Raw genomic sequence first — 12,443 nt, forward strand, 5'->3', positions numbered from 1 at the left:
TCCCCCTCACTGGCTTCCCGGTGTCACCAGACCGCTCTCGTACGCGATGACGACCAGCTGCGCACGGTCGCGGGCATGCAGTTTGGTCATGGCCCGGTTGACGTGGGTCTTCGCGGTCACCGGGCTGATCACCATCCGCTGGGCGATCTGCTCGTTGGACAAGCCCCGGGCGACCAGCGCGACCGCCTCGCGCTCACGCTGGGTCAGCTGACCGAGGGCCGCCGCCGAGTCGACGGGTGGCGGCTGCGTGACGTACCGGTCGATCAGCTTGCGGGTGATCGCCGGGGCGAGCAGCGCGTCGCCCCGCGCCGCCACCCGTACGGCATGCAGGAAGTCCTCCGGGCGGATGTCCTTGACCAGATAGCCGGCGGCGCCGGCCCGCAGCGCGTGGAAGACGTACTCGTCCAGGCCGTAATTGGTCAGGATGACGACGTGCACGGCGGTCAGGGCGGGCTCGGCCGCGATGCGCCGGGTCGCCTCGATCCCGTCGACCCGGGGCATCTGGATGTCGACCAGCGCGATGTCCGGCCGGTGCTGCCGGGCCAGGGCCACCGCCTCGCCGCCGTCGGCCGCCTCGGCCACCACCTCGATGTCGTCCTCGAGCTCGAGCAGCGCCCGGAACCCGCTGCGGATCAGCGGCTGATCGTCGGCCAGCAGCACGCGGATCACGGCGCCGGCTCCAGGGGCAGCTCGGCGTGCACGGTGAAGCCGCCCTCGCGGCGGGGCTCGGCCCGCAGCCGGCCGCCGAGGGCGGTCACCCTCTCCCGCATGCCGAGCAACCCGGTGCCGGGTGACGGGGTGGCCTGCGGGGTGGCGCGACCGTCGTCGTCGACCTGGATCGTCATCGCGCCGGGCCGGTAGCCGACCCGTACCGTCGCCGTGGCCGCCCCCGCGTGCCGGGCGACATTGGTCAGGGACTCCTGGACGATGCGGTACGCGGTCCGGTCGACCGCGGCCGGCACGTCGACGCGGGACCCGTCGACCGTCAGGGTCGCGGCCAGACCCGCCGACCGGGCCTGCCGTACGAGGTCCGGGATCTGCTCCAGCCCGTACGGCCGCGCGGAACCGTCGTCGCGCAGAGCCTCCAGCGTCGCCCTCAGCTCGCGGGAGGCCTGCCGGCCGGCCTCGCGGATGGCCAGCAGCGCCTCCGGCACCGGCTCGCCCTTGCGTTGCGCCACGTGCACGGCGGCCTCGGACTGCACCGTGATCACCGAGATCTGGTGGGTGAGCGAGTCGTGCAGCTCCCGCGCGATGTGCAGGCGCTCCTCGTCGGCCCGGCGCCGGGCGATCTCCTCCCGGGTGCGCTCGGCCTCGTCGGCCCGGCGCTCGGCCTGCCGCAACGCCTCGCCCGCGGCCGCCGCGGCGACGAGCCAGGCCAGCTCCAGCACGCCCCGGGCCCGCGTGAACGCCTCGTCGGCGCCACCGGACACGGTCGCCGCCGCCGGCAGCGCGACCAGCACGAGCACGCTGGTCACCGCGGTGGCGAGGCGCCGCCCGGCCCGTACGGCCGAATAGACCGCGACGAGGTAGGCGATGGCGAAGACGTCGAACCCGAACGCCTGATATCCGACCGTGCACACGCCGGCGGCGATCAGGGCCGCGACCGGAGCGCGGCGGCGCGCCACCAGCGAGAGGCCGGCCAGCGCCAGCAGCAGGCAGCCGACCAGCTCCCCGGCGGTCGCCGGCCGTGTCCCGGCCAGCCCGGCGACCAGCAGCACGGCGGCCATGCCGATCGCGACGGCGGCGTCCCGGACATCGACCCGAGTCCCCATGGGGGCACCCTAGCCGTCCGGGGCCGACGGCGACTCCCACCGGCGCGGGCCTTGCCGGCTACCACGGAAGCAGTAGATCCGCCTTTCCTGCCGCAGTTGCGGCAGGCCCGAGTGTCCACGACGGCACGACGACCGGCCGCGCCCGGACGGCGAGCATCAGCTCATGAATACTGCTTCCGCTCTTTTCACCGCTGACCGCCTGGTGGCCACCGTGGCCTCGGTACTGACCATCATCGGCGTGACGGCCGGCATCCTGGCGATGGTCCGGCGGGGCGCCGCGGCCCGGCGCCTGTGGCCCGTCACCGCTCTCGTGACCGGCGTCGTCGGCGCCCTGGCCGGCGGCTTCATCCTGATCAGCGCCGACGGCGGGCCCGGCACCGGGAACGGCGTGGTCGGCGGCTGGGCCGCCGTCGTGCTCGGCCTGGCCGCCGTCACCCTGGGGACGCTGGCCGCCCGGGGATCACGATCCGCGATCCCCGGGCGGTGAGGTCAGTTCGTCGCCGGGTTGGCGGCGGCCGCGCCCGAGGAGCCGACCAGCTGGAAGATGGCCACGCCGGGGCCCTGGTAGAAGACCTTCCAGTCGGACGAGGCGCGCAGGGCCGTCTCGAGCGACTTCATCGCGGTGTCCGGCTCGGTGCCGAAGTAGTCGGTGTAGTCGTCCATGGCGTCGCTGACCACCAGATAGTTGGTCTTGTAGTTCATGGCCCGGATGTACGTCTCGATGTCGGGCAGACGGGCGCCGTTGATGCTGTTGGTGAACAGCGGGTCGCCGACCAGGGAGATGTCGACGTCGACGTGGCCCTTGTTGAAGGAGCCGTAGTTGCCGGCGAGCTTGGTCGGGAAGTTCGGGGCGACCAGGATCAGGCCCGAGTCGGGGGTGGCGTGCTCGTAGAAGTAGTTCGCGGCCTCGATGTCGGTGGCCCGCACCTGATGCACGTACAGCTGGCCCTGCAGACCCTGCAGCCCGCCGAGCCAGAGCGCCGCCATCAGCAGGCCCGAGAGGATCATCGTGGGGACGCCGCGGCGTCCCTTCCCGGCCCAGAGGACGCCGATCAGCAGGCCAACGAACGGCAGCGAGAAGGCGAAGATGCGGTAGATGGCCTCGCCGCCGTAGTTGCCGCCGACCAGGGTCGCCATCGGGGCGAAGCCGAGCACGATCGGGATGAAGACGCGGCCGACCTTCTTGCGGGCCAGCAGCACTGCGACTAGGGCCGCGGCCCACAGGGAGATCGCCAGGACGCGGGAGACCAGGGCCGAGAACTCCTGTTCGGGGGTGCCCCAGGTCTGCGCGTTGCCGCCCGCGTTCTGCAGGAAGTTCAGGTCGAACAGGCTGTACGTGCTGGCCACGCCGACCAGGCGGGGGCCGATGAAGACCAGCGCGATGGCGATCAGGCCGAACACGAACGCGCGGGGGCGCAGGATGCCCAGCACGGTCAGCACGAGGATCGGGATCATCATGACCACCGGCGTGAACTGGTGGGACACCACGATCGCGGCGTAGAGACCGGCGGCGCCGAGGCCGGCCCAGAGGCGGGTGCGTTTGTCGGTGATCATCACCGGCGGCATGCCGCGCAGCAGCCAGCGCCGCAGCCGGTCGATGCGGCCCTTGGGCTCGCCGGTGAAGGTCGGGATGACGATCAGCCAGCGGACCACGATGACGAAGAAGGCCAGCATGAGCGGGAAGACGAACGCCTGGGGCGAGAAGTACCCCATGTCGACCCACATGCAGGCCTGGAACAGGAAGACGCCGACCGCGATGACCCGCCGGTCGCGGGTGAACTGGCGCAGCAGGGCGGCCGTGACCACCGAGGTGACCAGCGTGAAGAACAGCGACGACCAGGCCGAGAAGGAGATCGCGTCGACGCCGGAGACGTGCGAGATCATCGCGACCACGGCGAAGAAGCCGGGCCACTGCTGGTAGATGTCGCTGCCGCTGATCAGGTGGCCGTTGTCGCGGATCAGGTCGACGACGCCGATGTGCTTGTAGGTCCAGGCGTACTCGGTGGTGCCGTCGAGCAGCGGGACGGTGGCGTGCATCATGATCGGCACGAGGATCAGGTGCAGCGCCATCACGACCGGGCGGGCCCGGCCGAACAGCTCGACCGCGAAGCCGATCAGCAGCAGCACGGCGCCGATCACGAACGGCACGCCCAGGGCGGCGGTGAACCCGTACAGCCCGACCTCGTCCGGCTGGAGCGCGACCAGCGCGAGGATCCACAGGGCGAAACCGACGACCATGGTGAAGAACGGCAGCAGGCCGAGCACGGCGCCGTTGTCGACCGTGTCGAGCGGCTGGCCGGCCCGGCTCAGGCTCAGCGGCACCCCGGCGCCGTTGAGACGGAACAACTGCACGGCCGAGCCGATCAGGCTCGCTGCCGCGAGCAGACCGAGCCAGATGTACGGCTGCCAGAAGCCCAGCCACAACGGGATGACCGCGAAGAACGTCGTGACCGACAGGCTCCCGGCCAGCGTCAGCGCCCACGAGATGAGGCGGCTGCGGGTGTTCGCGATCGACATCAGCGTGGCCCCGGGCGCGACCAGGGCCAGCACGATCAGCAGCACGACCGAGACGGGGCCGCTGACGGCCAGGCCCAGCACGCCGATGACCGAGGCGAGCATGCCGACGGCGGCGAACTCGGGCCGGTGGTCGGACCCGGCCGAGACGTCGATGGTGCTCGTGCGCTCGATCAGCTTCTCGGCCGGGCCGCCGGTGGTGATCACCGGGGCCGGCAGCATGCGGGTCTCCGACTGGTCGTCGGGGCTGAGCGCGATGCGCACCGTCCGGTCGCTGACCTCGAGGCGGGTCGTCGCGTCCTTGTCGACGGACGTGATCACCGCCGTCTCGTCAGGGGCCGGCTCGGGGTTGCCGGCCGCGCCGAGCCGGATGCGGACGGTGGCGTCCGGGCGGTCCGGTTGCATTACTTCTGGGCCTCCGTGTCCTTCGTGGCGCGAATCTTGGCCCGAGCGGCGCGGCGACCCTTGAGGTAGGCCCGGGGCCCCGCCAGCATGCCACGCCGGTTCGCCGAGAGCAGCTCCCGGGGAAAGTCGTCGCGCAGCGTGGCCGTTCGCGGTGTGTCCTTGCCGGTCATGTCGCGCAGCGCGTGCGGCGCGAGCTTGATCAGCGGGAAGATCAGGCCGGGGCGCTTCATCAGCAGGCTCGTGTACGCGGCCACCAGGCCCGTGCCGTAGCCCACCATCTGCTTCTCGAGGCCCTGGTAGTCGCGGCGGTGGTAGTGCCGGGTGACCGCCGTCGGCTGGTAGACGATCGTGCCCCCGCTGAGCAGCACCTGGGTGAAGGCGAGGGTGTCCTCGGAGCCCATGGCCGGGGAACCGGCGCCGAGCGCGGTGTCCCACATGCCGATCCGCTCGATCACGCCGGGCCGGAAGGTCATGTTGGCCCCGGTGCCGAACGGCGGCAGCGGGTAGAGCGGGCTCTGAAGGTGCGCGGTGTGCGGGCCGAAGGTGTCGGGCTTGAAGCCGCGGCCCTTGCTGTGCCCGCCGAACTGCTCGAACCAGATCTGGGCCCGGGTCTCCAGCTCGGCCGGGACGATCACGCCGGAGATCACGTCGGCCTCGGGGTGGTCGTGCAGCGCGCGGGCCACCTCGGCCAGCCAGTTGGGGTCGGCCACCTCGTCGTCGTCGATCCAGGCCAGGATCTGCCCGGGGGCGGCCTTGGTGGCGGCGTTGCGGGCGAACGAGAGCCCGGCCCGCGGCTCGAGCAGGTAGTCGACCGGGCCGCGGGCGGCCGCCGCCCGCACGACCTTCTCGGTGGCGTCGGTGACCGGCGCGTTGTCGACGACCAGGATGCGGTAGCCCGGGTAGTTCTGGGCGATAAGACTGTCCAGGCACTGGGCGAGCATCTCGGGGTGCTCCCGCGTGCAGATCACCACGGTGATGTGCGGCGCGGTGGCCAGGATCCGCTTGCGGGACTCGATAAACTCCTCGCCCCGGGCCCGGCTGATCACGTCGCCCAGCTCGGCCTCGATGGCGGCCTGCAGGGCTTCTTTCGTGAGGCCCGCTTCCGGCAGGTCGACCAGAACGGTGCCCAGCGGCTCGGTGTACGCCCGGACCAGCACCCATGCCTGCTCGGCGCGACGGCCGTCGGGCTGGACAGCGGCGACGTCCGCGAGCGGCTCGGCCAGGTCGACGTCGAGGACGACGGCGGGGAGCGTCTCGGTGGTGGTGGCAGTGCTCATCGGACCGTCTCCAACTCTGCCTTGGGCGCCCGCTTGGCGGCGACCGTCTCGACGACCCCGCCCCAGCCGGCGGCGGCTACCCCGGCGACGATGCCGCCGGCGCGCAGGAATTGACCGCGGCCCAGGTTGCGCAGCATGGCCTTGGGCAGCGACCAGATGTACGACCGCTCGGCGCCCAGCGTCTCGCCACCGTCGTGCAGGCCGGCCATCTGCACCTTGCCGCGGCCCTCGGCGTAGCAGCGGTGCACGAAGAAATTGAAGGTCGAGCGCTGGGCCGGCACCTCGTGACGGATGACGGCGCTCGGCACGTACATCCAGTGGCCGCCCGCCAGGGCGCTCATCCGCAGGCAGAGCTCGGTGTCCTCGGGGCGGTTGCGGTCGCCCAGCTTGCCGAAGCCGACCCGGAAGCCGCCGACGGCGTCGAAGACCGAGCGGCGCACGATCATGCTGGCCGACCAGACGTTGCGGATGGGCGAGGTCTCGGTGGGCATGCCGGCGTACGAGCCGCCGACCGCCCACAGGAACTCCTCGGGCATCCACCGGGGACGCTCGTGCTCCCAGGCCGGCTCGATGCCGCCGCCGGTGCCGACGACCTGGGGGTCGGCGAACGGCGCGATGAGGTTCTCCAGCCAGTCGGGCTGGGCCGTGATGTCGTCGTCCATGAAGGCGACGAGGTCGGTGGTGGCGTGGAAGGCGCCGGTGTTGCGGTTGCCGGAGACGCCCTTCGCGTACGCGTTCTCGAGCACGGTGACGCCGGGCAGCTCACGCTGGATGCGGCGGAACAGCTCGGGGTTGTGATCGACGACCACGATGACCTCGGCCGGCTCGACCCGCTGCGACTTGGCGCAGGCGATGGTCTTGACGAGGGAGGACCAGCGTTCCTCGGTATGGGTCGGGATCACGATCGACGTGGCGAGAAGGGGAGCGGAAGGCACGGGGAGCGTCTCCTGGAGCGAGGGGGAGTGGGGACGGGAGCGCGCAGGCTCATCCTTTAGACCGGTTAAGGCGGTGGGTGGGGGCTGGAGGACGGTTAGTCCTCCAGGACCGGGGTCTTCGTGATCTCCGTGGCCTGCGGCTGGCGGGGGGCCGGGATGCCGTGCTGCTGGTGGACGATCACGCCGCCGGGCTGGCGCCGGCCGGAGCGCTTGTCGCCACGCATGCGGCCGTACTCGCTGAAGATGGTGCGCAGGACGCGGAAGCCGTCCCGGAACGTGTTCAAGTTGGTCTCGCCGTGGATGCGGCGGTGCTCGATGCTGCCGACCTCGCCGACCTTCATCCCGTCGACCGCGGCCCGGATGTTGATCATCGTCTCGATCTCGAAGCCGTCGCCCCACAGCTTCGTGCCGTCCGTCGGCTTCGGCAGCCGGATGTCCGGGAGGTCGAGCACCGGCACCACGCTGCGCCAGAACGCGTTGTAGCCGTAGCAGAGGTCGGTGAACTTCGTCCCGAACAGGACGTTGACCACCAGGTTGAGCCCGTCGTTGCCCAGCTTGCGCAGCTTGGTGATGTCGTGGCTGAACCCGCCGTGGTTGAACCGCGAGCCCTTCACGAAGTCGGCCCCGGCCACCAGCTTGGCCACGAACAGTGGGATCTCGGCCGGGTCGGTCGAGCCGTCGGCATCGATCATCACGATGATGTCGCCCTTGCAGGCGGCGAAGCCACAGGCGAGCGCGTTGCCCTTGCCGGTACGGGTCTGGTGCACCACGACGACGTCGGGGCGCAGCTCACGGGCCACCTCGACGGTGCGGTCGACGGACCCGCCGTCCACCAGGACGACCTCGGTGATGTCCGCCGGCAGCTTCGCGAACACATGAGGAAGGTTGCGCTCCTCGTTGAGGGTCGGGATCACCACGCTTACGGTCGGTGACGTGCGTCCGTCACCCCTCGTGTTCTCTGCGGGCGTCGAAAACTCCATGTCGGTCCCTTCCCGGGGCGGCGAGGCGGTTCGATCGGCAATTCTGGCGGCAAGAAGCGTAAGAGCTTCGCTTCTGTCGCCCACCGTAGCAAGCCACTACGAAGCGTCAACTGACCGAATAGACAGCGTGGTGGCGGCCGGGTGGATCATCCTCGTCGGTTCGGTGACCGAGGTGTATTCACACGGGCAATTGGGCAAGATTTTCGTCACATCGTTACCTTTAGTAACGGACATCGCTGCCCTGTCCGCTGCATTTCGGCGGGAAACAGATTTCTCACGTATAGACGCCTTAGTCGCCGCAAATCCGGCAAAGGAAATATGTCGGATAACAATGCGTGAAGTTAGTCACCGAATATCAACATCACGCAGTGTGAGGTGTTGGTTGCAAGTTGGTTAGCAAGGCATCGACGGCGAGGGATGATGGAGGCTGGCGACGTATTCATGCCGGCCATCGAAATGACGACTGCCCGTAGCTTTCGCGCTTACTTACCGTTGGTGAGACGATGAACGCTGATGAAGCTCTCTGTGTTTGCGGGCATCCGCTCCGTGCACACCAGCACTACCGGCACGGGACTGACTGCGCTCTGTGCACCTGTCCGCGCTTCCGCCGGGCGGGATGGTGGCGCCGGCTTCTCGGCTCGGGTGCGAAAACCTACTAGATCTGTAGGCTAAGTCTCATTGCTCGCACGACAGGCGGGAGGACTGCCATGCCGTTGCCCGATTTCCTGATCGCCGGGGTGCCCAAGGCGGGGACGACCGCGCTGCACGCGGCGCTCGTCCAGCACCCGGACCTGTTCCTCCCGGCGGTCAAGGAACCCAAGTTCTTCCTCTCCGACGGCCCGCCGCCCACCACCGGCGGCCCCGGCGACGTCCAGACCTACCAGGAGCACGTCTGGCGCCCGGAGGAGTACGAAGCCCTGTTCGCCCCCGCCCCGCCCGGCGCCACCCTCGGCGAGGCGACCCCCTTCTACCTGTACGACCTGGGCGCGCACGAACGCATCAAGGCGCTCATCCCGTCGGCCCGGCTGATCCTGCTGCTGCGCGACCCGGTCGACCGGGCCCACTCCAACTGGACCCACCTGTGGAACGCCGGCCTCGAGCCGGAAGCCGACTTCCTGACCGCGTGCCGGGCCGAGCCCGCTCGCAAGGCGGCCGGCTGGGCCGACTTCTGGCACTACCTCAGCCTCGGCAAGTACGGCGAGCAGGTGCGCCACCTCTACGAGCACTTCCCGCGCGAGCAGGTGCTGCTGCTGCGCTACCGCCACCTGAAGGACGACCCGGCCGCCACGCTCGACCGCGTGTGCGCGTTCCTGGGCGTACCGACCGGCGTGCTGACCTCGATCCCGAAGGAGAACGTCAACCGGCACGTGGTCGAGGACAACGACGTGAACCGGATCCTGCGCTATCTTCTGCGCACCGGCGGGACCATCGGGCATCGCTTCCCGGTGCCGCTGCGGCTCGCCGCCCGCGGGCCGCTGCTGACGCTGCTGCACCGCAAGAAGGGCGCCCGGCCGGTGACCACGCCGCATGAGCGTGCCGCTTTGCTGCCGTTCTTCGTTGACGACATCGCGCTACTGCAAGAGGTGACGGGGGAGAGCTACGACGACTGGCTGTCGGTCGACCGACACGCTGGGGCTGTTTAATCCCCACCTCTTCCATGGATATTGCATACTTGCCTTTTCGCCCGCGCCGAAGGAGTCGCCTTGACCACCGGAATCTCGATGCTCCCGCTGCCCCGCTGGGACGACTCCACCGTGGTGGTCGAGCCTCCGGGTGAGGAACCGGGCGCCTGGGCCGGCGCCCCCAGCTCCATCGCCGTCGGCGGGCGGATCTACCTCGCCTACCGGCTGCGCCTGCCCATCGGCGAGGGCCGCGGCATCGCCAACGTGGTCGCCGCCTCCGACGACGGGGTGACCTTCACTCCCGTCGCCGAGGTGACCAAGGAGCAGTTCGACGCCGAGTCGCTCGAACGGCCCGCCATCGTGCACACCCCGGACGGCCAGTGGCGGCTCTACGTCAGCGCCGCCACCCCCGGCACGAAGCACTGGCGGGTCGAGCTCCTGGAAGCGGCCACCATCGAGGGGCTGGCCACGGCGACACCCCGTACCGTCCTGGCCGGCGACGACACCGTCGGCGTCAAGGACCCGGTGCTCCACCACGACGAGCACGGCTGGCACCTGTGGGCGTCGGTGCACCCCCTCGAAAGCTGGGACGACGCCGACCGGATGACCACCGAGTACGCGACCAGCCCCGACGGCATCACCTGGACCTGGCGGGGCACGGCGCTGGCCGGCCGGCCCGGGCAGTGGGACGCCCGCGGCGTCCGGGTCTCCTCGGTCCAGGTCGAGGGCGACGAGATCACCGTGGCCTACGACGGCCGCGCCACCGCCGGGGAGAACTGGGAGGAGCGTACGGGCGTGGCCCGCGGCAAACGCCAGGCCGACGGCAGCTTCGGCGAGCTCGTGGCCGAGGACCGCGAGCCGCTGGGCAGTCCGCACGCCCCGAACGGGCTGCGCTACCTGAGCCTGGTCACCCTCCCCGACGGCCGCCAGCGCGTCTACTACGAGGCCACCCGGGCCGACGGGGCGCACGACCTTCGTACCGAATTGTTCTGAACTGATGAGAGCGCGATCACCATCCGCGGGGTCCGCCCCCGCGGAGAGATCTTGATGCTCTACCTTCGTGAGTGACGCCAGGTGTGCGCGGTAAACGGCCGCACCGTCGATGGCGGGGCCGCCCCCACAAGGGGCGGCTTCGCCATTTTCCTGCTTTTTCGCACCTGATCTGCAACCGGCTTTCTCCTGGCCCGCCCTCATCCCCGGCCGATGGGGCCAACCGCTCGGCAAGCTTCGACGGTTCAGGAGACTTCAGTGGTTCTCGCAACGGCTTCCAAGGATTCCCCCGCTCTCGTCAACGAATGGGTCGCAGACGTCAGCGACCCCCGGATCCTCGTCGCGGACGACGACGAGGACATCCGCGAGATCGTCGTCATGAAGCTCGTCTCGGCCGGCTACAACGTCATCACCACCGACAACGGCAGCAGCGCCCTGCACCTGGTGGTAGCGGAACAACCCGACATGGTCATCCTGGACGTGTCGATGCCCGGCATGGACGGCCTGAGCGTCTGCTACGAACTGCACTCCAAGGCGGCCACGGCCCAGATCCCGGTCCTGATGATGAGCGGCCGCGACCGCCCCATCGACATCGACCTCGGCCTGACCGTAGGCGCCGACGACTACCTGGTGAAGCCGTTCTCCCCGGCCGAGCTCGTCCGCCGGGTCCGCTGGCTGCTGATCGCTAACGCGGACTGACGCTCCGCAGAAAGCCGGCCAGGGCGGTTCTGTACGGCTCGACGGTGGTCAGATCGACGTACTCGTCGGCCCCGTGCTGCCCGTCCCCACCCGGCCCGAAAATCACGGCGTCGATCCCCAGATCGTAGTAGTGCCGGCCGTCGGCGGCGCCGTGCTTGCGCAACAGCGAATCGTCGAACCCGACATCGCGTACAGCCTGGCGCAGTTGCTTGAGGTCGTCGCTGTCCGGATCGGCGCGATGCGGAGCACCCAGAGCACGCACGTCGACGTCGACACCGGTGAGCTTTCGCAGGTGGTCGGCGACCTGGTCGGGGGTGCGGCCGGCAAAATCGAGGTCTTCCGGCGGGAAGCGGATGTCGATCAGGGCGTCCGCCTCCGCCGGAACCTGGTTGATGGCCCGGTTCGGCGTGTCGATCCGCGCCACGTTGACGGTGGTCCGCCAGGCCTCGGCGGCCGGCATGGGGTAGGCGGCCAGCAGCTTGTTGACTGCGGTTATGACGGCCAGCAGCGCATTCTCACCCAGCCAGGGGTAGGCGGCGTGGGCGGCCCGCCCCTGCGCGGAAAGCCGGACGTGCGCGAGCCCCTTCGACTCGGCGACCACCCGCAGGCGGCTCTGCTCCCCGATGACGACAAAGCCGGCCCGCACACCGGCGTCGACCTGGTGCTTGGTCCCGTCGAACCCACCGACCTCCTCGTCGGTCACAAGCTGAAGCCCCAGGCTGTACGGAAGTGACGGCGCCAGCTCCCGAAAGACCTCAGCCATGACCAGGGCGGCCACCTTCATGTCCTGGGCGCCCCGCCCGTAGAGGCGATCCCCGTCGCGCCGCGCGGTGAACTGCCCGTCCTCACCCGGCACCACATCCAGGTGAGCATTCAGCAGAACCCGGAAGTCCTTGCCAGTGCCCTGACGGCGCACCAGCGCACTCGGCTTGCCGTTGGACTCGAAGCGCTCGACGTCGAAGCCGGGCCCCACCACGCCGAGCACCAGATCGAGCGCCCGCCCAAGCTCGTCGGGCCGATCGGCCGTGGAGCGGATGGAGATCAGCTCAGAAGCCAGCCCGACGAGATCATCCATCCGCCCACGCTAAGCACCCGAACCGGCCGGACGCCAGCCCCGGGGTTTGTTGCGGTCGGGGGTCTGGTTCCGGGCCGGGGGTTGGGCTTTCTCGCTCGGGGGACGGTTGTGGGGATGGGGTGACCACTCGGGCTGACTGGGGAGCGTTTTATGCCTCGAGTGCTCACCCCATCC

General features: G+C 70.0%; 11 protein-coding genes. 4 read left to right on the plus strand and 7 right to left on the minus strand.

The window, feature by feature from the left end; translation table 11 throughout:
• Positions 1-6: 6 nt before the first annotated feature.
• Together AB0J66_RS48705 and AB0J66_RS48710 are read right to left on the minus strand one after the other, a co-directional pair.
• Positions 7-669 (minus strand): response regulator transcription factor, encoded by a 663-nt coding sequence (locus tag AB0J66_RS48705; protein ID WP_364676080.1) that lies wholly within the window; start codon positions 667-669, stop codon positions 7-9.
• The gene (locus AB0J66_RS48710; protein WP_364676082.1) at positions 666-1,772 is read right to left on the minus strand and encodes a sensor histidine kinase; all 1,107 of its coding nucleotides are present in this window, start codon (positions 1,770-1,772) and stop codon (positions 666-668) included. The genes AB0J66_RS48705 and AB0J66_RS48710 overlap by 4 nt, the downstream gene beginning before the upstream one ends.
• Positions 1,773-1,935: 163 nt before the next feature.
• Between AB0J66_RS48710 and AB0J66_RS48715 the strand changes: the two genes are divergently transcribed.
• The gene (locus AB0J66_RS48715) at positions 1,936-2,259 is read left to right on the plus strand and encodes a DUF6223 family protein (RefSeq protein WP_364676084.1); all 324 of its coding nucleotides are present in this window, start codon (positions 1,936-1,938) and stop codon (positions 2,257-2,259) included.
• A gap of 2 nt (positions 2,260-2,261) precedes the next feature.
• Here AB0J66_RS48715 and AB0J66_RS48720 read toward each other — a convergent pair whose 3' ends face one another.
• From AB0J66_RS48720 to AB0J66_RS48735, 4 genes are all read right to left on the minus strand, one after another.
• Positions 2,262-4,691: a hypothetical protein gene (locus AB0J66_RS48720; protein ID WP_364676087.1), complete on the minus strand. Its 2,430-nt coding sequence runs from the start codon at positions 4,689-4,691 to the stop codon at positions 2,262-2,264.
• Entirely contained in the window at positions 4,691-5,968 is a 1,278-nt protein-coding gene (locus tag AB0J66_RS48725; RefSeq protein ID WP_364676089.1) for a glycosyltransferase family A protein, read from the minus strand. Before AB0J66_RS48725 ends, AB0J66_RS48720 begins: the two co-directional genes overlap by 1 nt.
• Complete coding sequence (locus tag AB0J66_RS48730) at positions 5,965-6,903, minus strand: glycosyltransferase family 2 protein (protein ID WP_364676092.1); 939 nt, start codon at positions 6,901-6,903, stop codon at positions 5,965-5,967. Before AB0J66_RS48730 ends, AB0J66_RS48725 begins: the two co-directional genes overlap by 4 nt.
• 95 nt (positions 6,904-6,998) lie before the next feature.
• Complete coding sequence (locus AB0J66_RS48735) at positions 6,999-7,817, minus strand: glycosyltransferase family 2 protein (protein ID WP_364676095.1); 819 nt, start codon at positions 7,815-7,817, stop codon at positions 6,999-7,001.
• Between the two features lie 773 nt (positions 7,818-8,590).
• On the opposite strand from AB0J66_RS48735, the gene AB0J66_RS48740 reads away from it, so the two are divergent.
• From AB0J66_RS48740 to AB0J66_RS48750, 3 genes are all read left to right on the plus strand, one after another.
• Complete coding sequence (locus tag AB0J66_RS48740) at positions 8,591-9,526, plus strand: sulfotransferase (protein ID WP_364676097.1); 936 nt, start codon at positions 8,591-8,593, stop codon at positions 9,524-9,526.
• A 60-nt stretch (positions 9,527-9,586) separates the two neighbouring features.
• Positions 9,587-10,498, plus strand: coding sequence for a hypothetical protein (locus AB0J66_RS48745; protein ID WP_364676100.1), 912 nt, complete (start codon positions 9,587-9,589; stop codon positions 10,496-10,498).
• A gap of 255 nt (positions 10,499-10,753) precedes the next feature.
• Entirely contained in the window at positions 10,754-11,194 is a 441-nt protein-coding gene (locus AB0J66_RS48750) for a response regulator (protein ID WP_364676102.1), read from the plus strand.
• Here the strand turns inward: AB0J66_RS48750 and AB0J66_RS48755 are convergent.
• A complete protein-coding gene (locus AB0J66_RS48755; protein ID WP_364676105.1) occupies positions 11,181-12,269 on the minus strand; it encodes a M20/M25/M40 family metallo-hydrolase in 1,089 nt (362 codons plus the stop codon). The two genes, AB0J66_RS48750 and AB0J66_RS48755, sit on opposite strands and share 14 nt — an antisense overlap.
• Positions 12,270-12,443 lie beyond the last annotated feature (174 nt).

Source organism: Actinoplanes sp. NPDC049598 (assembly GCF_040675435.1).
Lineage (GTDB): Bacteria > Actinomycetota > Actinomycetes > Mycobacteriales > Micromonosporaceae > Actinoplanes.